16 protein-coding genes and 1 pseudogene are annotated in these 21,943 nt (G+C 62.1%); 10 read left to right on the forward strand and 7 right to left on the reverse strand.

The genetic code is table 11. The features are described 5' to 3' along the window. Positions 1-3: 3 nt before the first annotated feature. Positions 4-969, reverse strand: coding sequence for a 23S rRNA pseudouridine(1911/1915/1917) synthase RluD (gene rluD / locus JM946_RS01735; RefSeq protein ID WP_203165414.1), 966 nt, complete (start codon positions 967-969; stop codon positions 4-6). 128 nt (positions 970-1,097) lie between these two features. On the opposite strand from rluD, the gene JM946_RS01740 reads away from it, so the two are divergent. Then, complete coding sequence (locus JM946_RS01740; protein WP_203165415.1) at positions 1,098-1,883, forward strand: outer membrane protein assembly factor BamD; 786 nt, start codon at positions 1,098-1,100, stop codon at positions 1,881-1,883. An 18-nt stretch (positions 1,884-1,901) separates the two neighbouring features. Here JM946_RS01740 and JM946_RS01745 read toward each other — a convergent pair whose 3' ends face one another. The 3 genes and pseudogenes from JM946_RS01745 to sucC form a co-directional block, all read right to left on the reverse strand. Next, entirely contained in the window at positions 1,902-3,536 is a 1,635-nt protein-coding gene (locus JM946_RS01745) for an NAD+ synthase (protein WP_203165416.1), read from the reverse strand. Positions 3,537-3,890: 354 nt separating this feature from the next. Then, positions 3,891-4,757: pseudogene (gene sucD, locus JM946_RS01750) on the reverse strand (succinate--CoA ligase subunit alpha); the annotation flags it as partial. A 42-nt stretch (positions 4,758-4,799) separates the two neighbouring features. Further along, positions 4,800-5,963 (reverse strand): ADP-forming succinate--CoA ligase subunit beta, encoded by a 1,164-nt coding sequence (gene sucC, locus JM946_RS01755; RefSeq protein ID WP_203165418.1) that lies wholly within the window; start codon positions 5,961-5,963, stop codon positions 4,800-4,802. A 156-nt stretch (positions 5,964-6,119) separates the two neighbouring features. Here sucC and JM946_RS01760 point away from each other — a divergent pair, with 156 nt between their 5' ends. Genes JM946_RS01760 through JM946_RS01775 form a run of 4 tightly spaced genes read left to right on the forward strand, consistent with a single transcriptional unit; the run spans position 6,120 to position 10,880 of the window. After that, a complete protein-coding gene (locus tag JM946_RS01760; protein ID WP_203165419.1) occupies positions 6,120-7,805 on the forward strand; it encodes a sensor histidine kinase in 1,686 nt (561 codons plus the stop codon). Beyond that, on the forward strand, positions 7,802-9,148 hold the full coding sequence (locus JM946_RS01765) for a sigma-54-dependent transcriptional regulator (protein ID WP_322110880.1): 1,347 nt from the start codon (positions 7,802-7,804) through the stop codon (positions 9,146-9,148). The genes JM946_RS01760 and JM946_RS01765 overlap by 4 nt, the downstream gene beginning before the upstream one ends. Positions 9,149-9,165: 17 nt before the next feature. Next, a complete protein-coding gene (locus JM946_RS01770) occupies positions 9,166-10,185 on the forward strand; it encodes a glycosyltransferase (protein WP_203165420.1) in 1,020 nt (339 codons plus the stop codon). A 5-nt stretch (positions 10,186-10,190) separates the two neighbouring features. After that, entirely contained in the window at positions 10,191-10,880 is a 690-nt protein-coding gene (locus tag JM946_RS01775; RefSeq protein ID WP_203165421.1) for a class I SAM-dependent methyltransferase, read from the forward strand. A 1,763-nt stretch (positions 10,881-12,643) separates the two neighbouring features. Here the strand turns inward: JM946_RS01775 and JM946_RS01780 are convergent. Genes JM946_RS01780 through JM946_RS01790 form a run of 3 tightly spaced genes read right to left on the reverse strand, consistent with a single transcriptional unit; the run spans position 12,644 to position 15,395 of the window. Next, a complete protein-coding gene (locus tag JM946_RS01780; protein WP_203165422.1) occupies positions 12,644-13,966 on the reverse strand; it encodes an ArnT family glycosyltransferase in 1,323 nt (440 codons plus the stop codon). Next, positions 13,936-14,178, reverse strand: a complete 243-nt coding sequence (locus JM946_RS01785; protein WP_203165423.1) for a hypothetical protein — start codon at positions 14,176-14,178, stop codon at positions 13,936-13,938. Before JM946_RS01785 ends, JM946_RS01780 begins: the two co-directional genes overlap by 31 nt. After that, positions 14,178-15,395: a glycosyltransferase family 87 protein gene (locus JM946_RS01790; RefSeq protein ID WP_203165424.1), complete on the reverse strand. Its 1,218-nt coding sequence runs from the start codon at positions 15,393-15,395 to the stop codon at positions 14,178-14,180. The genes JM946_RS01785 and JM946_RS01790 overlap by 1 nt, the downstream gene beginning before the upstream one ends. 134 nt (positions 15,396-15,529) lie before the next feature. On the opposite strand from JM946_RS01790, the gene JM946_RS01795 reads away from it, so the two are divergent. The 5 genes from JM946_RS01795 to JM946_RS01815 all read left to right on the forward strand — a co-directional run bounded on the left by JM946_RS01795 (position 15,530) and on the right by JM946_RS01815 (position 21,930). Then, positions 15,530-17,389: a hypothetical protein gene (locus JM946_RS01795; protein ID WP_203165425.1), complete on the forward strand. Its 1,860-nt coding sequence runs from the start codon at positions 15,530-15,532 to the stop codon at positions 17,387-17,389. 199 nt (positions 17,390-17,588) lie between these two features. Further along, complete coding sequence (locus JM946_RS01800; protein ID WP_203165426.1) at positions 17,589-18,122, forward strand: pilin; 534 nt, start codon at positions 17,589-17,591, stop codon at positions 18,120-18,122. Positions 18,123-18,230: 108 nt separating this feature from the next. Further along, complete coding sequence (locus JM946_RS01805; protein WP_203165427.1) at positions 18,231-18,743, forward strand: pilin; 513 nt, start codon at positions 18,231-18,233, stop codon at positions 18,741-18,743. Positions 18,744-18,955: 212 nt separating this feature from the next. Further along, positions 18,956-20,695: a type IV-A pilus assembly ATPase PilB gene (gene pilB / locus JM946_RS01810; RefSeq protein WP_230979427.1), complete on the forward strand. Its 1,740-nt coding sequence runs from the start codon at positions 18,956-18,958 to the stop codon at positions 20,693-20,695. Positions 20,696-20,712: 17 nt separating this feature from the next. Next, on the forward strand, positions 20,713-21,930 hold the full coding sequence (locus JM946_RS01815; RefSeq protein ID WP_203165428.1) for a type II secretion system F family protein: 1,218 nt from the start codon (positions 20,713-20,715) through the stop codon (positions 21,928-21,930). The last annotated feature ends 13 nt before the right edge of the window (positions 21,931-21,943 follow it).

Consider the following 21,943-nt stretch of genomic DNA (forward strand, 5'->3'; position numbering starts at 1 on the left):
GTCTCAACTCTTTTTGCCTGTAGCAGCGTCGCGCGCCAACACGCCGAGCAACGCCTGCATGTCTTCAGGCAGCGCCGCTTCGTTCTCGATGGGCTTGCCGGTCACGGGATGTTCGAACACGAGCCGCGCCGCATGCAACGCCTGCCGCTTGAAAGCGCGCAGCGCTTCGATCGTTTCCGGGGCCGCGCCCTTCGGCAACAACATACGCCCGCCGTACACACGATCGCCCACCAAGGGATAGCGGATATGCATCATGTGCACGCGAATTTGATGAGTGCGCCCAGACTCGAGCTTCAGGCGTACATGCGTGTGTCCACGAAATCGCTCCACCACCCGGTAATGAGTGACGGCTTCGCGGCCATCTTCCCGTACGGCCATCTTCAAACGATCTACCGGATGGCGGCCAATGGGAGCGTCCACCGTGCCGCCGCCCGTCATCACTCCGACACAGACGGCTTCGTACTCACGTTCCACTTCGCGCGCCTCGATGGCGCGCACCAGCGCGGTGTGAGCCTCGACCGTGCGAGCCACAACCATCAGGCCGCTCGTATCCTTGTCGAGCCGATGGACGATGCCGGCGCGCGGCACCTGGGCCAACTTTGCGTCGAAATGTAACAGCGCGTTCTGCAACGTGCCGGCGGCATTGCCCGCCCCTGGATGCACCACCAGACCGGCCGGCTTGTTGATCACCAGCACATGCTTGTCCTGGTGCACGACATTCAGCCCGATCTGCTCCGGCGCCACGCTCACCGCATCCGGCAGGGTGGCCCGAATCTCGACGTGCTCCCCGCCCAGGACCTTGTCCTTGGGACGCAATCGGGCGCCGTTCACCAGCACCTGGCCGGCGTCGATCCACTCCTTGATCCGGGTACGTGAATAACCTTCGAGCAACTCGGCAAGCACCTGATCCAGGCGTTGTCCGGCGTGCTCGAAGGGAACGGTCAGCTGGTGATGGACGGCTTCGGACATATCGGGGGGAACTGTGGCTATACTCGCCGCCTCTAACAACGCCGGCGGGGGGCAGCGAAACTGTCCCGGGGCGCGCCTGACGCGCGGCATGAGTACTAGAATCGCTTGCAAAGGGCCTGAATTCTCGCATGCGGATCATCGTCTTGACCACGGCAGCGCTGCTTGCGCTGAATCTTTCCGGCTGCGGCAACAAGCCGCGCGAGCAGCTCGGTAACGCCGACAAGCTCTACGAGCTGGCCAAGCGCGCCTCGGACAACGGCAACTATCGCGACGCTACCCTCTATTACGAGCAGCTGGAGGCGCGTTTTCCGTTCACCAACGCCGCCCGCCAGGGCCAGCTGGACCTGATGTACGCCTACTACAAGAACCGCGAGCCGGAGGCAGCCATCGACCAGTGCGACCAGTTCATCCGCGAGAACCCGGCCCATCCACGCGTCGATTACGCGTACTACATCAAGGGCCTGACCCAGTTCGAGCGCAATCCAAACTTCCTGGAGCGCTGGTTCAGCGCCGATCTGTCGCAGCGGCCGCCGATCGACGCGCGCAAGTCGTTCCAGTCGTTCCAGACGCTGGTCCAGCGCTTTCCGAACAGCGAATACGCCGAGGACTCGCGCCAGCGCATGATCTTCCTGCGCAATCGGCTGGCGTCCTATGAGGTGTACGTGGCCGGCCACTACCTCGAGCGCGGCGCCTATGTCGGCGCGATCAACCGGGCCAAGTACACCATCGAGAACTACGACGGCTCACCGCAAATCCGCCAGGCCCTGCAGATCATGGCCGAGGCGTATCGCCGCCTGGGCATGCCCGATCTCGCCGCCGACACCGAGAAGGTGCTGAGCGAGAACTACGCGAACCTGAACGAGCCGCAGGTCGAGCCGGGACAGGGCAAGGATCATTGGTGGAAATTCTGGTAGTCCCCGCGATGGCGGGGATTACCGGTGGGCGCTCTTGTAACCCGACGTAATCGGATAGCGCCAGTCGCGGCCAAAGGCCCGGTCGCTGATGCGCACGCCCGGCGGGGCCTGGCGACGTTTGTATTCGTTGCGCTTCACCATTTCCAGCACCCGACCCACCGTGGCGCGATCGAAGCCACGGGCGGTGATTTCGTCCACCGACAGGTTGTCCTCGATGAACAGCTCGAGAATGGCGTCGAGCACGTCGTACTCGGGCAGCGAATCTGAATCCTTCTGATCGTGGCGCAACTCGGCCGAGGGCGGCCGCTCGATGACTCGCTCCGGAATCACCCGGCCGATCGAGTTGCGGTACTTCGCCAGCCGATACACCAGCATCTTGCTGCAGTCCTTGATGGGCGCGAAGCCGCCCGCCATGTCGCCATACAACGTGGCGTAGCCCACGGCCATCTCGCTCTTGTTGCCGGTGGTGAGCACCATGCGGCCGGTCTTGTTCGAGATCGCCATCAGCAACAGACCGCGACTGCGTGCCTGAATGTTTTCTTCGGTGGTGTCGGGCTTGCGGCCCGCGAACACATCCTTGAGCGCATCCAGCGCCGTGGCGAACATGCCCTCGATGGAAATCACGTCGTAGCGAACGTTCAGTGTGTTGGCTTCGGCGGCGGCGTCATCGAGACTCCATTGCGACGTAAAGCGTGACGGCATCATCACCGCGTGCACGCGATCTGCACCGAGTGCGTCAACCGCGATGGCGAGCGTCAGCGCCGAATCGATGCCGCCGGAGAGCCCCAGCACGATGCCCGGGAAGCCATGCTTGGCGACGTAATCGCGCACACCCAGGACGAGCGCGTTATAAACGCTGGCCTCTTCGGACAATGGCGGCTCGATGTGCGCCGGGCGCGGCACGGCGCGACCATCCACCAGATCCACGTCGACAGCAAACAAACCTTCCACGAAGGGCGCGACCCGCTGTACCACTTCGCCCTGCGCGTTCATGACGAACGAGCCGCCATCGAACACCAGCTCATCCTGACCGCCCAGCAGATTCACATAGACGACCGGCAACCCCGTTTCCTGCACGCGCGCTCGAACGACCTGTTCGCGACGGGCCTGATAGCCGAGCGAATACGGCGAACCATTGATCACGACGATGAGCTGCGCGCCACTGGCTTTGGCGGCGCGAGCGGGATTGGGCTCCCAGATGTCTTCGCAGATCAGCAGTGCGACGCGGATGCCCTTGAGCTCGAAGATACAGGTGTCGCGGCCGTGCTCGAAGTAGCGCTTCTCATCGAACACGCTGTAATTCGGCAGCTCCTGCTTTCGATAGTTCGCCACCGACATCCCGTCGCGTAGCACCGCCGCGGCGTTGTAGATGCATTCGTCGACGTACTCGGGATAGCCCGCCACCACGGTGATGCCGCTGGTCTCGCTGCGTACCCGTTCCAGCGCCGTCTTCACCTGGCGCCGCAAGCCGTTATGGAACAGCAGATCTTCCGGCGGGTAGCCGCTAAGGCTCAGCTCGGGAAACAACACCAGGTCGGCGTGCAACTCGTCGCGGGCACGTGCCGATGCTTCGATCACTCGCTGCGCGTTCCCTGCGACATCCCCGACGAACAGGTTGAGCTGAGCCAGCGCGATGCGGAGGGAGGCGGACATGGCCTTGATGATACCGCTTGCGGTAGAGGGACAATCGGCGGCCAGAACGTGCTCGCGGCGGATTAAACATCCGCCGCGAGCCTGACCTCGTTACTTCTTGCGAGCCGGCTTGGACTTCGCCTTGGCCGCCGCCTTTTTCACGGGCGCTTTCTTGGCCGGAGCTTTCTTGGACGCAGCCTTCTTGGTCGCCGGACCCTTCTTGGCGGCCGCGGCGGCCTTCACCGGCTTCCTGGCGGCAGGCGCTTTGCCGGCAGCCTTCTTGGCGGCGGGAGCGGCCTTGCCAGCAGGCTTCTTGGCAGCCGGAGCAGCCTTCTTGCCGGGCAGCGACACGACCTTGCTCTTGCGGCCGCTCTTGCCGAGCTGCTGCACGATGGCCGAGCCGAGATCGGCCGGGCTCTTCACGGTGCGCACGCCAGCGCGCTCCAGCGCGGCGAACTTGTCGGCCGCGGTGCCCTTGCCGCCGGAGACGATGGCGCCCGCATGGCCCATGCGCTTGCCCGGAGGCGCGGTCACACCGGCGATATAAGCAACCACCGGCTTGGAAACATTCTCACGGATGAATTCAGCAGCTGCCTCTTCGTCCGCGCCGCCGATCTCGCCGACCATGATGATGCCTTCGGTCTGCGGATCTTCTTCGAAGCGCGCCAGCACGTCGATGAAGTTCATGCCGCGCACCGGATCGCCGCCGATGCCCACGCAGGTGCTCTGGCCGAGGCCGGCATTGGTGGTCTGGAACACGGCTTCATAAGTCAGCGTGCCGGAGCGCGACACGATGCCGACCTTGCCTGGCTTGTGAATGAAGCCCGGCATGATGCCGATCTTGGCTTCGCCCGGGGTGATGATGCCGGGGCAGTTCGGGCCGATCAGCAGGCTGCCATAGGAAGCCAGTGAAGCCTTCACCTTCACCATGTCGTTCACCGGAATGCCCTCGGTGATGCACACGATGAGCTCGATGCCCGCGTCGGCCGCCTCGATGATCGCGTCGGCGGCGAACGGCGCCGGGACATAGATCATGCTGACAGTCGCGCCGGTCTCCTGCACCGCTTCACGGGCGGTGTTGAACACCGGCAGATCGAGGTGCGTTTCGCCACCGCGGCCCGGCGTCACGCCGCCGACCACCTTGGTGCCGTATGCGATGCACTGCTCGGAATGGAACGTGCCCTGCTTGCCAGTGAAACCTTGGCAAATCACGCGCGTGTTCTTGTTGACGAGAATAGACATGGTAGTGCTGATATCTGTTGGCGGTTGAACGTAAGCGCGCGGTTAACCCTTGGCGGCGGCCACGACCTTCTTGGCCGCGTCCGTCAGGTCGCTGGCCGGGGTGATCGCCAGGCCGCTGTCGGCCAGGATCTTGCGACCCAGCTCGGCATTGGTGCCTTCGATGCGCACCACCACCGGCACGCTCACGCCCACGTCCTGCACCGCGTGGATGATGCCTTCGGCGATCATGTCGCAGCGGACGATGCCGCCGAAAATGTTCACCAGAATGGCACGCACGTTCTTGTTCGAAAGAATCAGATTGAAGGCTTCGGTGACGCGCTCGCGCGTCGCGCCGCCGCCCACGTCGAGGAAGTTGGCCGGCGAACCGCCGTGCAGCTGAATCAGGTCCATGGTCGCCATGGCCAGGCCGGCGCCGTTCACCATGCATGCGATGTCGCCATCCAGCGAGACGTAGTTCAGCTCGTGCTCGGCGGCGGCGCGCTCCATCGCATCTTCCTGGCTGGCGTCACGCCACTTGGCAAGCTCCTTCTGCCGGAACAGCGCGTTGTCCTCGATGTTGATCTTGGCATCGAGCGCGACCAGCTTGCCTTCGTCGGTGACGATCAGCGGATTGACCTCGAGCAGGCTGCAGTCCTTTTCGAGGTACAGCTTGTAGAGCGCCTGCGCGATCTTGGCGAACTCGCCCAGCTGATCGCCCTCGAGCCCGAGCCCGTAGGCGAGCACACGACACTGCGAAGGCTGCAGGCCGGTGGCGGGATTGATGTTCACGCGGATGATTTTTTCCGGCGTGTGGGCCGCGACTTCCTCGATGTCCATGCCGCCGGCGGCGGAGGCAATGAAGGCGATGTGGCCCTTGTCACGATTCAGCACCAGGCTCAGGTACAGCTCGCGTGCAATCTTCGAGCCCTGCTCGACGAACACCTGGCGGATCGGCAGACCTTCCGGACCGGTCTGGTGGGTGACCAGACGCTGACCGATCATGGCCTCGGCCGCCTGGTCGGCCGCTTCCGGCGAGTCCACCAGCTTGACGCCGCCGGCCTTGCCGCGACCGCCGGCGTGGACCTGCGCTTTGACCACCCATTTCGCTCCGCCAAGTTTGCGGGCCGCTGCGGCCGCCTCGCTGCCGTTGGCTGCCACCAGGCCTTTCGGGACCGGAATGCCGTAACTGGCGAACAATTCTTTCGACTGGTATTCGTGCAGGTTCATGGGCGCTTGAGATTACGACTGGCTGAATCTGGGGCTGAATCTTCGGACCGGGTAAAATCGCGTGCTGTCCAAAATAACGACAGTCAAAGGCCGCGTATTCTGGAGGAATTCGGCCGCGATGCAAAGGCGAACGCCGGAATTGACGGAGAACTTTTGTTGAAAGCCGCTGAATCGGCCCCGGAATCCTCATCTTCGACGGAGCGGCACGCAGCCGTCGAGCCGCCGCCTGCGCTACCGTGGGGCTCCTCCACGGAGCTCGCCTGGCGCGTGCTGGCGCTCGTCAATCTGTTTCGGCTGCTGATCCCGCTGCTGCTGATGGTGCTGTATTGGACGCTCGAGCCGCGCCTGGTCGGGCAAGCCAATTCGCAGATGTTTTTCGTTACCAGCATCGCGTATTTCCTGTTTGCCGCGCTGTCCATCCCCAGCGTCAAGCGGCGCTGGCCCGATCGCCTGGTGCAGACCGCGTTCAACGTCGGCATCGACGTGCTGGCGATTTCGCTGCTCACGTATTCCAGCGGCGGCATGAACAGCGGCCTCGGCGCATTGCTCGTGCTGCCTATTGGTGCAGCGAGCTTTGTCGTCGGGCAGCGACTGGCGTTGATGTTCGCGGCCGTGGCGGCGCTCGCGTTGTTGTTACAGCAAGCTTTCACCACGCTGGCCGCGACCAGCGATCCAGGTGATTTCGCCTCTGCCGGCATCGTCGGCGCGTTGATGTTCATCGTCACGCTCGGTGTGGCGCCGCTGGCGCGCAACTTGCGTGAGAGCGAAGAGCGAGTGCGTCAGCGCGAAGTCGACGTGGCCAATCTCGCCGAGCTGAACCAATTCATCGTGCAACATCTGCGTGAGAGTATTTTGGTCGTGGATGACCACGACACGATCCGGCTGATCAACGAGTCCGCCGCATCCATGCTGTACGGCAACCCGGTGCCCGCCGGCGTGCCGCTGAGCGAAGTCTCACCGCGGCTGCTGTATCTGCTCGACACCTGGCGTCGTCACTCTTACGACTGGCAGCTGAGCTCGCTGTCGCTGATGACCTTCGATGGCAGCAGCCTGGTGCAGCCGCATTTCGTGTCCCTGCGCAGCGGCGGCGGTGGCGGCCCGACCTTGATCTTTCTCGAAGACACCACGTTGATCGCCGAGCGCGTTCAGCAATCCAAGCTCGCGGCGCTCGGTCGATTGAGCGCCAGCATCGCGCACGAGATTCGCAACCCGGTTGGCGCCATGAGCCATGCCGCTCAATTGCTGGCCGAGGCGCCGCAGCTGACCCCGCAGGAACGGCGCCTCACCGACATCATCACCAAGAACGGCGAGCGGGTCAGCAGCATCATCAACAACGTCCTGCAATTGTCCCGGCGCGACTCCACGCGCCAGGAACGCATCGAACTCAATGGCTGGCTGGAGGACTTCGTGGGTGAATTCCGGCAAACCGCGCAGGTCGACGCCAGCAAGCTGTACATCACCACCTCGGCGCCGGAGCTGGAAGTGCGGGTCGACCCTTCGCACCTGCACCAACTTATGTGGAATTTGTGCGAGAACGCACTGAAGTACGGTCGCAAATTCGATTCCAATGACGCCATCGAGATCCGCACCGGCCGCATCGCGACCTCGGAGCGGCCGATGCTGGAGATCCTGGATCGCGGCCCGGGCATTTCGCAGCCCGACGCCGAACGCATCTTCGAGCCGTTTTTCACGGCCGGCAAGGGCGGCACCGGGCTGGGCTTGTTCATCGCAAGAGAGCTGGCCCAGTGCAATCGCGCCGTGCTGATTTATGAGCCCCGCCAGGGGGGTGGTAGTATTTTTCGTCTCGTGTTCGCCGATCCACAACGTTGGGAAACACAGTGAAGAAGCCCCGGGCGCTCGTCGTGGATGACGAGCCGGATATCCGCGAGTTGCTGAGCATTACGCTCGAGAGAATGAATCTCGATGTGACCGCGGCCGACACGATTGGCGCAGCCACGCGTGAGCTGCGCGCCAATCATTTCGATCTTTGCCTCACCGACATGCGCCTGCCAGATGGCGACGGGCTGAGCCTGGTCGAGTGGATTCAAACCCAGAAGCCGCAAACGCCCGTCGCGGTCATCACCGCGCATGGCAATGTCGAAACGGCCGTGCGCGCGCTGAAGCTCGGCGCGTTCGATTTCATTTCCAAGCCGGTCGATGTGGTGGCGCTGCGCAAGCTGATCTCCGCGACTTTGAGGTTGGGCGAATCCATCGAAAGCACCATGCAGCTGCCGCAAGTGAAGCTGCTCGGCGCCTCGCGCGTGATGGAACAATTGCGCGAGATGATCGAGCGCGTCGCTCGCAGCCAGGCGCCAGTGCATATCTATGGCGAGTCCGGCACCGGCAAGGAACTGGTCGCGCACCTGATTCATGAAGCCGGTCCTCGGCGCGACGGCCCGTTCGTGCCCGTGAACTGCGGCGCCATTCCCACCGAGTTGATGGAAAGCGAGCTGTTCGGTCATCGCAAAGGCAGCTTCACCGGCGCCGTCAGCGACAAACAGGGTCTGATCCAGTCCGCCGAGGGCGGCACCTTGTTCCTGGACGAAATCGCCGACCTGCCCTTGCACATGCAGGTGAAGCTGTTGCGCGTGATTCAGGAAAAGAGCGTGCGCCCGGTCGGCGAGTCGCGCGAACAACCCATCGACGTGCGCATCCTTTCCGCGACTCACAAGAACCTCGCTGCGCTGGTCGCCGAAGGCAAGTTCCGCGAGGACTTGTTCTATCGCGTGAACGTCATCGAAATCCGCGTGCCGCCGTTGCGTGAACGCCTCGAAGACATCGACGAACTGGTCGATTCCATCGTCAACAAACTCGGCCGCCAGATCGGCAATCGCTCGTTGCGCATCACCGATGCCGCCTCGAAGGCGCTGAGCGAATATCACTTTCCCGGCAACGTGCGCGAACTGGAGAATGTACTGGAGCGCGCCGCCACGCTGTGCGCGAACGGCGTGATCGATATCGGCGACCTGCAGCTGCGACCGAAGGTCGCCGCCAGCTCCGATATGCCCATGCCTACCAGCGTCGCCCCCGGCGAGCGACTCGGCGATGCGCTGGAAGACATCGAACGCGACGCCATCGTGCGCGCGCTGGAACAGACGCGCTACAACAAGACCAAGGCGGCGCAGTTGCTGGGCATGACGTTCCGCTCGCTGCGCTATCGGATCAAGAAGCTCGGCATCGAGTGATCGGCGACAGCCAAGTCATGACCTCCACCCCCGCCTCGTTCAATCCCGATGTGACGCAACGAACCGCGGCAGCAAACATTGCCGCGCTCGCGCCGCGCATCGCGGTGCTGATTCCCTGTTACAACGAAGCGGAAGCGATCGAAGGCGTGGTGAAGGATTTCGCGGCCGCCTTACCAACGGCCACGATCTACGTTTACGACAACAACTCGAAGGACGACACCAAGGCCCGCGCCGCCCGCGCCGGCGCCATCGTCCGCACAGAAACATTTCAGGGCAAGGGCAACGTGGTCCGCCGCATGTTCGCCGACATCGAAGCGGAAGCGTATGTACTCGTCGACGGCGACGGCACCTACGACGCAGCGAGCGCCGCGATGATGGTCGATACATTGCTCGCCAATTCGCTCGACATGGTGAACGGCGCGCGCGTACCGGTTTCCTCGGCGGCGTTTCGTCCCGGTCACGTGTTCGGCAACAAATTGCTGACCGGCACGGTCGCGGCGATTTTCGGCAACCGCCTGAAAGACATGCTCTCGGGCTATCGAGTGTTCTCGCGCCGCTTCGTGAAATCGTTTCCTGCACTGGCCAGCGGCTTCGAAACCGAAACCGAGCTCACTGTGCATGCCCTGGAGCTGCGCCTGCCGCTGGCCGAGATTCAAACGCCGTATCGCGACCGCCCGCCCGGATCCAAGAGCAAGCTGAATACGTTCCGCGATGGCTTCCGCATCCTGCGCACCATCGTTTATCTGGTGAAGGAAGAGCGGCCCATGCAGTTCTTCTCGTTGCTCGCGTTGGCGTTGTTCACCGCGTCGCTGCTCCTGGGTTGGCCTGTCGTGGCCACCTACCTCGAGACTGGCCTAGTGCCTCGCCTGCCGACCGCGATATTGGCGGTGGGCACAATGATTCTGGCCGCGGTCAGCTTCGTCGCCGGCCTGATCCTGGAAACCGTGACTCTCAGCCGGCGTGAAATGAAACGTCTGCACTACCTCGGACTGCAGGGCCCGACTTTCCGCGAGCGGCGTCGATCGCCATCGAACTGATCGACATGCAACAACAAGCCTATACCGGCGTCGACAACCTTGAAGTCATGCAGGAAGCGGTGAACTACAACCGCTATCTGCTCGACACCGTCCGTAAGCACGCGCCCGCGCGTGGCAAGGTGCTCGATTTCGGCGCCGGCAGCGGCCAGTTCGCGGCGCCGCTGAGCCAACATGGCATGGACATCACGGCGCTCGAGCCAGATCAGTTGCTTCAACAGCGACTGCGCGCGCAGGGCCTTCGTGTCGTATCGTCCACGCAGGAGATCCCGGACGCATCCCTCGATTACATCTATACGCTGAACGTGCTGGAGCACATCGATGACGATGCCGGCGCGCTCCGGATTCTGCATGCGAAGTTGACTGCAAAAGGCAAACTTCTGATCTACGTCCCCGCGTTTCAGCTGCTGTACACGAGCATGGACGCCAAAGTCGGGCACGTGCGCCGCTACACCCGCGGCATGCTCATGACTCGTGTGCGCGACGCCGGCTTCAAAATCGAACACGTGGCGTACGCGGATTCCATCGGTTTCTTCGCCACGCTGGCGTTCAAGGCCATCGGCAACAAGGATGGCAATGTGAGCCTGGGCGCGCTGAAGCTCTACGACCGTGCGGTGTTTCCGCTGAGCCGGGGGCTCGACTCGGTGGCGAAACGCTGGTTCGGCAAAAATCTGTTGCTGGTTGCCAGCAAGCCATAACGAGACTTTCACCGGCCAATCGAGTCTGCGCACCGATGCCCGCACTTGCGAATCGATGGATTCTCCCGGTCATCTGGCTGGCGGTGAGCGTGTTCGCGGCATTGACGTGCAGCGTGCAGTACTCCAGCGCCCGCCTCCACGATGAGTTCATCCCGGTAGGCAATGACTCCTTCTATCACGCTCGTCGCATCGTCGACGCCGTGCATGCACCGGCAGATTTCTACCAGTTCGATGACAAGATCCATGCACCCGAAGGCAGCCTGCTGGTCTGGCCCTGGGGTTATGACTACTTGATGGCAGGCATCGTGCGAGCCGGCCTGGCGTTGGGACTCAGCGCCGATCCCATGGCCATCCTGGTGTGGATTCCAGTCGTGGCACTGTTCCTTTCCATTGGATTCACGGTCGCGATCGGCCGGCAGCTCGCGCTCTCCGCCCCGTTCATCGCTTTGGCCGCACTTTGCATGGCATGTGCGCCATCGACGCGCCTGCTGCACGGGGTCGGCGAGATCGATCATCACTTCGCCGAGCTGATCTTCTTGCTCGGCTCGCTAGCTGCAGGGCTTGCCTGGTTCTCGCGGCCGACCGTGCTATTCGCCGTGCTGCTTGGAGCGACGCTCGGCATCGCGCCCGCCATTCACAATGGTTTGTTTGTACTGCAGATCCCTTTGCTCGCAACGTTTCTGGTGCGATGGCTGCAAGGGCACAGCACCCCGCCCCGCGCCACGCTGGTACTCGCGTTGACGTTGTTACTCACAACGTTCGCGGTGCTGGCACCCTCGCTTGCGTTCCAAACAGGTCGGTTTGAGTTCTACACACTATCGTGGTTCCACGCGTATATCGCCGCCGCAACAGCAGTGCTGATCGTCTTACTGAACCGCGTTCCGGTGACGCGCAACTCCATGCTCATGCTAGCGGCCATTGGCGCGGGGCTGCTCTATGGGGTTGTCAGTCAACTGGACACCGCCGCGGGTTTTCTCGGCGGCACCTTCGAACGGCTGAAGCTGATTCAGGAAATGCGTTCGCCCCTGTCCCGGGCTGCGCAGGACTGGATCGGGTTGACGAAGTTCTACTCCTTCCTCATCTGGCTCGCGCCGATCACACTGATCGTGTGCGCCGTACAGTGCTGGCGACAACGCAGTTCGTCGCAGCTGATCTTCTGGGTCACTGCGACATTCGGGCTGGTGCTGCTTTCCACGCAGATGCGCATGCACTATTTCGGCAGCTTCGCGTTGTATCTGCCTTGGTTGGTGCTGGCTCAGGATCTCGCGAACAAGCGTCCGGAACATCGCCGAAACATAGTGCTAGGCACTTCGCTGGCGCTATTGCTGGCGTACGTTCCGCCAGTGCGCTATGAACTGCTCAACAAGCCACCCAAGGCAGCCGATGTCTGGTACGAGCGCATGGCGCCGCTGCTGCCGATCTTGCGGGATGCTTGCGCCAAGGATCCGGGCATCGTGCTGGCCGACACCAACGCGGGGCATTACATCCGCTACGGCACCGATTGCTCGGTGATCGCGAACAACTTCCTGCTGACACCGCAGCACTTCGCGAAAGCGGACCGGGTCGATCAGCTGTTCTCGATGTCAGCCAGCGAACTGTTGACCGTGGCTCCCTATGCCAAATACGTCCTGGTGCGTGCCTCCAGCATCTCGCGCGCCGAGGGCGGCGGATATCGTCTCAACTTCTTCGGTCCCAGTCCGCACCGGCTGGCGCCGGAGCTACTGTCCGCTCCTGCGGACACGCTGCCTGCGCAGTATCAGCTGCTAGGAACGATTCCGCTGCCCATGGCCCCGCATGTGGCTTATGCGAAGCTTTATAAAATCGACCAGACTGACAACCGCAGTCGCCGTGAGCACGAAGAACAGCGGCTCGATCAGGAACCGATAGCGATAGTTCTCCGCTAGCTCGAGCGTGGTGCCGACCACATATAGATAGGCGGCGGTCACCACGATGAAGCCGAGCACGATGGCCCTCGGCTTGGCTTCGACCGGCCTTTTCAGCACGCCCTGACGCGCCTGCCAATAGCCGTAAGGCAGCACCAGCAGCCAAAGCGCGATCAACGCTTTGGAGGTGTTGATTTCCAGCGTCCATCTGCTGTTGAAACCGAAATGCGGCTGATCTACCACCTTCGGCGCGGTGCTCACGCCATACCAGAGTGGATTGAACCACCGCTGCATCGGCGCTGCGGCCGAACGATTGTGCTCGCTGAAGTAGCGGTTCATGTCCGACGGCGAGAAGAACAGTCCATCGGCAAGCACCAGGCCGTACACGTAGTTGAATGGATAGGTACGGATCAACGTCACCGCATCCTGCGTGTAATAGCGATTGATGTCGACGATCTGTCGGTTGTTGAAATTGTAGGGACCGTTCGACTTGCGGACCTGGTCCAGGACCGGGATTCCAGACGGTGGCAGTAGTTGGGATGCAAACAGCTTGTCCGTCTCGCGATAACGCGAGACCAGCGCGAACGGCGTCAGTCGCCCATCCGCCACGAGCGGCTGCAATTCCTTTTGCGTCGCCACCAGGGTGGAAATGTTCGATAGCCCCAGCCCCATCCAGGTGCTGCTCGAGAACACGCCGAAGTAGTAATAGTTCTTGCCATACCAGGCAGCCACCACCAGGAGCGGCACGAGCGCCGCAAGCAACACTGGTTTGCGACGCTCGCGCAGACAGGCAAACAGCACCACCGCGATCAAGATCATCCACGCGAGATGAAACAAGCTGCGCGTCAGTAACAACATGGCCAGCACAGTGAAGAAGGCCGCGCACCACTTTGTCTGGCGCGTCTCGACGTAGCGATACAGCAGCCAGGCCGACACCGTCAACATGACCGCGGCAGGAAAGCTGTACATCAGCCAATTCTCGTAGAGCACGAAGGACGGGCTGAACACCATCAACGCCGTGGCAACGACAGCCGCCACCCTCGAGCCACTCAGCCGGAGCGTGAGCAGGTACACAGTCACGGCAGCCAGCAGTCCAAGCACATGAAACACGACACTGAAGAAAATGTCCGCCCGCGAGCCAAATAACTTCAGGCCAACACCGGCAAACAAGTTCAGCAACGGCGGATCGGCGTGGTATACCATATCGATTCGAGCAGCCGAGTCTTCAGCAGCTCCACGTCGATGAACTGCATGTATCTGGGCAGTGTGGACGCATCGAACTCCACCCCGAGCCAGGCATACAGCAGGCGCGAACTCGCGAACAACGCGGCGATCATCCACAGATCGCCCGGAGTCAGGCCTAGGGAGGCGATAACGCGAGAGCGCATGGCTTGAATCACGGGGAGCTGGTTCATCAGCTGAGAGGCTCACGCCGTATCTGTTGTGCGTGCAATGTCAACGCGGCCAGCCCGATGATCAGCAGCACGGGCGAGATCGGCAGGTTCGAACGTCCCAGATTCATAACGCAGGGTGCCAGGGCGGCGATGACGCTTACCATGATCAACGCGAAGCGACTCAATGGTTGCGAACCCACCAGTAGTGCAGCGATGACGGCAAGCGCTCCCATGTCGTAGTTGAACGCGTAGGGCGAGATCACGAAGGTGCCGCATGCCAGCGTGAATATCCTTTGCAGCGGATCGGTTTGCCAGCGCCAGGCCCAGAGCACCACGGCGGCGCCGAGGATCGAGAACGGCCATTGCACCACGTATGCCGTGTCGGGCGTGTATCCGAGCGTGCGCATGCTCGCAAACATGGTCGGCATCATGCGCAGGAAGATGCCGGACCAGTCCGTCATGACCGAACGCTGGTAGGCCAGGGTCTCGGTCAGATAAGCCGTCCAGCTCTGGGTTCCATAGCAGGCGGCCGACAATGCGACCAGCCCCACTGTGAAGGCAGCCGACCAGCCTATCGCGCGCCAGTTGCGATCCAACAGCAGCAGCACCGGAATGAGCAGACCCAGCTGCGGCTTGATGGTCAGCAATGCGAACGCCAAACCCGCGGCCACCGGTCGCGACTTCATCCACGCCAATCCAAACAACAACAGGGCGCCCGTGAGGAAGCCGTTCTGAGTGGTGAAAACCATCATCAGCGAGTAACCGAAGATGGCTAGCACCAGCAGCGTCACGGACGACTGCGGAGCATAGACACGTCGAAACACGAACGCGGCCAACACGAACAGCGCGAAGGTCACGGTCAGGAACACGACCAGCGCGGGCTTGTAGCTCAGCAGACCCAACGGCCACAGCAACAACAGGAAGTGCGGCGGGTAACCCCAATTGTGAATGGGATAGTTCGCGCCGAACGTGGCTTCCAGATGGCCGTAGTAGACAGGAAAGGAGAACAAGTCCTGCTGCATGCCGGCCATGGTCATCTGGCCCGCCATCCAGTAGTTGGCGAAATCGACGCTGATGACGTTCAGCGGATAGCCGTCGCCGAGCATGCCCACCGTGAAATCGATCAGCAGCGGCGCATGAATGACCAGCGCCAGCAAGGTGAGTACGCCGATGCACAACAGGGCGGGATGGCCGGCGAGGCCTGTGCGTGTGCTTACGGCGTTTTCGACTGCGTCCATGTGTTTCGGCGAGCATCGCCGTGACGAGCGGCAGCGCATTCTATCGACTCATCGGCAAAACAATGAGAGCCAGCGCACTATCTGCGGCGCCGGTCGGCGGCTATCCTCCGCGCCGAGCCGGCCAGGAACCTCGAATGCGACTTCAGATTCGCCCCACCCCGCTGCTGTTATGGCTGGCGGTTAGCTGTATTGCCGTGGTGTCGTGCAGCCTGGGCATGTCGGCAGCACGCATCGGCGATGTGTACTTCCCTTTCGGCGTGGACGGCTTCTATCACGCAGTCCGGATTCTCGACACCGTCGAGGATCCGGGCGCCTTCTACGAATTCGATCCGAAGATCCACGCTCCCGAAGGCAGTCAGCTGGTCTGGCCGTGGGGCTACGACTACTTCATGGCCAAGCTGGTCAGCGCCGCGCTGGCGCTCGGCCTGGGCGCCGACCCGCTGATGATTCTGCTGTGGATTCCAGTGGCCGCGGTGCTCGTGGGCACGGGATTGTTGATGCTGGTCGCGCGGCGTATCGGGCTGGGCGACTGGGCCATGGCGCTTGCCGGACTGTGCATGGCCCTGAGCTCGAGCACACAACTGCTGTACATGTTCGGCCAGATCGACCATCACTTCGCCGAGCACATCTGCATTCTCGCCGCGCTCGCCGCCGGCCTTTCATGGTTCAAATCGCCTAGCACGGCATCGGGCGTCGCGCTGGGAGTCACTTTCGGCGTCGCCATGGCGGTTCACAATGCGCTGTTCATTCTTCAGGCGCCATTCCTGGCGACGGCACTGGTGCACTGGCTGCACAGCCAGCGCGCGCCACTGCGTCCGACGCTCGCATTCGTCGCGGCATTGCTAATCTCGGCGCTCGCGGTCCTGCTGCCGTCGGAACCGTTCAGAAACTTCAGCTTCGAGTTCTACCTCCTGTCCTGGTTTCATCTTTACGTGGTGTGCGGCACGGCCACCGTGATGGTGCTGCTGTCCCTATTGCAGCCGACGCGTCGTAACTTCGGCGTGCTGGTGGCCGTCGCGGCTGTGTTGCTCGCACCGCTGCTCAATCAAATCAGCTACGCGCGATCCTTTGTCGATGGCAGTCTGGGCATGCTCGACCAGATCCTGGAGATGCGCTCGCCGCTGCAAATGTTCAGTGACGGTCAGTTTGCCCGCCTCACAGCGTTCTATTCGGCGCTGTTTTTCCTCGCGCCCATCACTTTCGTGTTCTGCGCCGTGCGGCTGTGGCGGGAACGAACGGGCCCGCGGCTGCTGTTCTGGGTGTGGTGCGTGTTCGGGTTGGCGCTGATGATGACGCAGATCCGCATGCACTACTTCGGCACCTTCGCCTTGTATCTGCCCTGGCTGCTGGTCGCCCAAGAAATCGGTTCACAGCATCCCGAAAGGCACAAGCAGGGTTTGCTCGCTGCTTCGCTGCTGCTCGTGCTGGCCTACGCTCCAGCGCTGCGCTACGAGCTGATCGCCCCTGCGCCAAAAGCCGGCGAGCGTCGCTTCCTGCCTCTGTATCCGATGTTCGAGCCGCTGCGCAAAGCGTGTGCTGAAGATCCGGGGGTGGTGCTCGCCGACACCAACGCCGGGCACTACATTCGCTACTTCACCGATTGCTCGGTCATCGCCAACAACTTTCTGTTGACCGAGCAGCATTTCCGGAAGGCCGACCAGGTCAATCGGTTGTTTTCGGTGCCCCAGGAGCACTTCACCGAGCGTGCGCCGTTCGTGAAATACATTCTGGTGCGCGCCGGCGACATCAAGCCAAAGGGAAACGGCGGCTTCGATTACTCCTTTTACGGTCCGCTCGAGCCAACGCTCTCCAATCCGCTGTTGCTCGCCCCCGCCGCATCGATCTCGCCGGACTTCGAGCTTCTGTACGAGGTCTCGGTGAAGATCCCGACGCCTGACGGCGAACCTCAAGAGGTCCCATACGCCAAGCTGTACAAGGTCGTCGCGGCGCCGGCGTCGCCACAAACGACGTCGGTGTACGACGTCAGCCAGTGACGCGAATTGTCAGTAACTGTCATGGCCGAGCATCGAGCACTGCAGATCGGCTGTCATAACCTGCACTGCTTCTCAGAAAAGAGCTCGACAGGACAGTAACTTAGCCACCTTCGGAGCGCCTGGCACGCGGCTTGCTCTAGTACAGCTGCCGACGCACCAGTCGCTGCTGAGTTTGTTCCTTACCGAGGAGAGTTTGAAAATGTCGAAGGCTCAAAAGGGTTTTACCCTGATCGAATTGATGATCGTGGTCGCGATCATCGGCATCCTGGCCGCGATTGCGTTGCCGGCCTACCAGGACTACACCATCCGTTCGAAGGTGTCTGAAGGTCTGATCGGCGCGTCGTCCGCGAAGGCGGCGGTGAGCGAAGCCTTCCAGACCGATGCTCTGCAGGGCGTCGAGGCCGCTGCTACGGCTTGGAACAACCAGGTCGATGGCACCGCCACCAAGTACGTCGGCGCCGTCAACATTGACGAAACCACCGGCGACATCTACGTCACCTTCCGCACTGGCAATGGCAACGGTCTGCCAGAAGGCGCCACCGGCATGACCAACAAGCAGCTGCGCTTCTCGCCGCGAGTCGCCGGCGCCGCGTTGGACGAAGAGTCGGTGGGCTCGGTCGATTGGGCCTGCGTCTCTGAGACGAACCAGACTGCGACCAACCGCAACCTGGATGCCGCTGCGCTCGGTGACACCGGCGTGCCGTCCAAGTGGGCCCCGTCCGAGTGCCGTTAATTCGGTAACGCGGATGCAGCCTTGAGCTGACCGGAGGGGCGCCATGGCGCCCCTCTTTTTTTAGGCGTGAGTCTTAGGGTAGAAAGTACAAAAGGAAGGTTCTTGCCCATGCGCCCACAGTCCGGTTTCACCTTGATCGAACTGATGATCGTGGTGGCCATCATCGGCATCCTCGCCGCCATCGCGGTGCCGGCTTACCAGAACTACACCGTACGAGCCAAGGTCTCCGAAGGCCTGCTCGGAGCGACGGCAGCGAAGATGCACATCAGCGAGTCTTACCAGGCCAACTTCGTGGCGGGCCTCGAAAGCGCGGTAGCGTCATGGAATATCGACAGTACGCGCACCAAGTACGTCAACAGCGTCACGCTCGACGAGACTGGGGTGGTGATCACGACGTTCATCGCCGGCAATGGCAACGGCCTGCCGATGGAAGTGAACGGTACGCGCCTGGTGCTGACCCCGTCCATGAACGGCCAGCCACTCACCTCCATGATGAACGGCACGCTGGAGTGGGCGTGCACGTCCGAGACGAGCAGCACCGCCGACAACCGGAATCTCTATATCAGCCCCGACATCCAGGGCACCTTGCCCGCCAAGTACGCGCCCTCGGAGTGTCGCTGAGTTTCCTTACGCTCGCAGCGGGGGAGCACTGCTGCCCCGCCGTGACCGATTGGGGTATCTTCCCGGCCGTCTCCTCCCCGGATTCGGTCGGGTTGTTCAGGCGACCGCTGTGAGATATGTCACGCAGCCTTTGTCGCCGGATGTGAGACCATCCGTCCAATTTGACAAATGCCGTTCCTTAGGACGGCGCCCGTTACCACGGCACGCATTCAATGGCTGAGAACGTCTCGACAATCCAACAGCGCATGGTGCTGCAGGGACTGCCCCAGCGGTTGATCCAGGACGGCCTGGTCGACGAGCTGACCATGACTCAGGCCATGACTGCCGCCAAGGAGGCGGACAGCAACCTGGTCTCGCATTTGGTCACCAACGGCATCGCCGACGCCAAGGAGATCGCGATCGCCGCGTCTCAGGAATTCGGCGTGCCGCTGCTGGATCTGGACTCCGTTCAGCTCGACCTCGACGTGGTCAAGCTGGTCTCCGACAAGCTGCTCGCCAAGCACCGTGTGCTGCCGCTGCTCAAGCGCGGCAAGCGCCTGTTCGTCGCGGTCTCCGATCCCACCAACCTGCACGCGCTGGACGAGATCAAGTTCCAGACCGGCCTGTCGGTCGAGGCCGTGGTCGTCGAAGACGACAAGCTCCAGAAGCACGCCAGCAAGACCATGGAGCAGGTCGACACGCAGATGCCGGCGCTCACCGACGACGACCTGGATCTCGAGAACCTCGAGGTGACGGGCGGCGACGAGGACGAGAACGCGCTGGCGGCCGCGGGCCGCGACGATGTCGAAGACGCGCCCATCGTGCGCTTCGTCAACAAGGTGCTGCTCGACGCGATCAAGCGCGGCGCCTCCGACATTCACTTCGAGCCGTACGAGAAGTCGTATCGCATCCGCCTGCGCCTCGACGGCTTCCTGAAAGAAATCGCCAGCCCGCCGGTGCAACTGGCAGTGAAGCTGGCCGCGCGTATCAAGGTCATGTCGCGTCTGGATATCGCCGAGCGCCGCATCCCGCAGGACGGCCGCATCAAGATGCGCATTTCGAAGAATCGCGCTATCGACTTCCGCGTGAGCACCTGCCCCACGCTGTTCGGCGAAAAGATCGTCGCGCGTATTCTCGATCCTTCCAGCGCGATGCTCGGCATCGACGCGCTCGGCTACGAGCCCGAGCAGAAAGACCTGTACATGCATGCGTTGTCGCAGCCGCACGGCATGATCCTCGTCACCGGTCCGACCGGTAGCGGTAAGACCGTGTCTCTGTACACCGGCTTGAACATCCTCAACAAAGAGGACACGAACATTTCCACCGCCGAGGATCCGGCGGAAATCAATTTGCCGGGCGTCAACCAGGTCAACGTCAATCCCAAGGTGGGTCTGACGTTCGCCTCGGCGCTGCGTGCGTTCCTGCGTCAAGACCCGGACGTGATCATGGTCGGCGAAATCCGAGACCTGGAAACGGCCGAAATAGCCATCAAGGCCGCGCAGACCGGCCACCTGGTCTTGTCCACATTGCATACCAACGACGCGCCAAAGACGCTGACCCGTCTGATCGACATGGGTGTGAAGCCGTACGCGATCGCGACCTCGGTGTCGCTGATCATCGCGCAACGCCTGGCGCGCAGGTTGTGCAACAACTGCAAGGTGCCCCTCGACATGCCTGCCGAAGCCCTGCTCAAGGAAGGCTTCACCGAAGAGGAAGTGGCCGAGGGCATCAAGATCTACAAGCCGGTCGGCTGCAGCTCCTGCACCGACGGCTACAAGGGCCGTACCGGTTTGTATCAGGTGATGCCGGTGTCCGAAGAGATTCAGCGCATCATCCTGCAGGGAGGCAATGCGGTGGATATCGCCGCCCAGTCCGCCAAAGAAGGCATCTGGGACCTGCGCAAGTCGGGTCTTGCCAAGGTCAAGGCTGGCATCACCAGCCTCGAAGAAGTGAATCAGTGTACGGTCGAGTGATTGCAAGGACTTAGACCATGGCTCAAGTAGCATCCAGCCAGCAATTCCCATTCGTCTGGGAAGGCACGGACAAGAAAGGCAAGCGCATCAAGGGGAAGATGCTGGCCGTGTCCGAAGCCGCCGTGAAAGCGGACCTGCGCCGCCAGGGCGTGCTCGCCAAGAGCGTGCGCAAGGAAGTGCAGCTGTTCAAGAGCGGCAAGGCGATCACCACCGAGGACATCGCGCTGTTCGCCCGTCAGCTCGCCACCATGCTGCAGGCGGGTATTCCGATGGTGCAATGTTTCGACATCATCGGTAACGGCCATGACAAGCCGTCGATGCAGAAGCTGGTGCTGGCCATCAAGGCGGACATCGAGTCGGGCACCTCGCTGCACGAGGCGCTCGCCAAGCACCCGTTGTATTTCGACGATCTGTTCGTGAACCTGGTGGAAGCCGGCGAACAGGCCGGCGCGCTCGAAACGCTGCTCGACAAGATCGCCACCTACAAGGAAAAGACCGAGGCGTTGAAAAAGAAGATCAAGAAGGCGCTGTTCTATCCGACCGCGGTGCTGGGCGTCGCCGTGATCGTCACGGCCATTCTGCTGATCTTCGTGATCCCGCAATTCGAGTCGTTGTTCCAGAGCTTCGGCGCCGATCTGCCGGCGTTCACGGCCATGGTCATCAGTCTGTCCAAGTTCGTGCAGGAAAGCGGTATATACATCGCGCTTGCGGCCGGCGCCGCCGGTTACGCGTTCTTCTATTTCAAGAAACGCTCGCGGCCCATGCGTCGTTTCCTGGACCGCTTGCTGCTCAAGATGCCCATCATCGGCCCGATCATGGTGAAGGCCGCCATCGCCCGTTATGCGCGTACGCTGTCGACCATGTTCGCTGCCGGCGTGCCGCTGGTGGAAGCGCTGACTTCCGTGGCCGGCGCAACCGGCAACATCGTGTACGAAGAAGCCACGTTGAAGATTCGCGACGAAGTCGCGACCGGCCAGCGCCTGCAGCGCTCCATGGAGCAGACCGAGCTGTTCCCGAACATGGTCATCCAGATGATCGCGGTCGGTGAAGAGTCCGGCTCGCTCGACTCCATGGCCGCCAAAGTCGCCGACTTCTACGAAGCCGACGTGGACGCGGCGGTGGACGCGATGAGCTCGCTGATCGAGCCGTTGATCATGGCCATCCTGGGCGTACTGGTCGGCGGCCTGGTCATCGCCATGTATCTGCCGATCTTCAAGCTCGGCGCGGTGGTGTAAGCTCGAAGCGAAG

This window comes from Steroidobacter gossypii (assembly GCF_016801985.1).
GTDB lineage: Bacteria > Pseudomonadota > Gammaproteobacteria > Steroidobacterales > Steroidobacteraceae > Steroidobacter > Steroidobacter gossypii.

Excerpts from the sequence above, each read along its gene's own strand:
- rluD (WP_203165414.1), bottom strand. The coding sequence starts at position 969 with ATGTCCGAAGCCGTCCATCACCAGCTGACCGTTCCCTTCGAGCACGCC.
- JM946_RS01740 (WP_203165415.1), top strand. The coding sequence starts at position 1,098 with ATGCGGATCATCGTCTTGACCACGGCAGCGCTGCTTGCGCTGAATCTT.
- JM946_RS01745 (WP_203165416.1), bottom strand. The coding sequence starts at position 3,536 with ATGTCCGCCTCCCTCCGCATCGCGCTGGCTCAGCTCAACCTGTTCGTC.
- sucC (WP_203165418.1), bottom strand. The coding sequence starts at position 5,963 with ATGAACCTGCACGAATACCAGTCGAAAGAATTGTTCGCCAGTTACGGC.
- JM946_RS01770 (WP_203165420.1), top strand. The coding sequence starts at position 9,166 with ATGACCTCCACCCCCGCCTCGTTCAATCCCGATGTGACGCAACGAACC.
- JM946_RS01775 (WP_203165421.1), top strand. The coding sequence starts at position 10,191 with ATGCAACAACAAGCCTATACCGGCGTCGACAACCTTGAAGTCATGCAG.
- JM946_RS01780 (WP_203165422.1), bottom strand. The coding sequence starts at position 13,966 with ATGGTATACCACGCCGATCCGCCGTTGCTGAACTTGTTTGCCGGTGTT.
- JM946_RS01785 (WP_203165423.1), bottom strand. The coding sequence starts at position 14,178 with ATGAACCAGCTCCCCGTGATTCAAGCCATGCGCTCTCGCGTTATCGCC.
- JM946_RS01790 (WP_203165424.1), bottom strand. The coding sequence starts at position 15,395 with ATGGACGCAGTCGAAAACGCCGTAAGCACACGCACAGGCCTCGCCGGC.
- JM946_RS01795 (WP_203165425.1), top strand. The coding sequence starts at position 15,530 with ATGCGACTTCAGATTCGCCCCACCCCGCTGCTGTTATGGCTGGCGGTT.
- JM946_RS01800 (WP_203165426.1), top strand. The coding sequence starts at position 17,589 with ATGTCGAAGGCTCAAAAGGGTTTTACCCTGATCGAATTGATGATCGTG.
- JM946_RS01805 (WP_203165427.1), top strand. The coding sequence starts at position 18,231 with ATGCGCCCACAGTCCGGTTTCACCTTGATCGAACTGATGATCGTGGTG.
- pilB (WP_230979427.1), top strand. The coding sequence starts at position 18,956 with ATGGCTGAGAACGTCTCGACAATCCAACAGCGCATGGTGCTGCAGGGA.
- JM946_RS01815 (WP_203165428.1), top strand. The coding sequence starts at position 20,713 with ATGGCTCAAGTAGCATCCAGCCAGCAATTCCCATTCGTCTGGGAAGGC.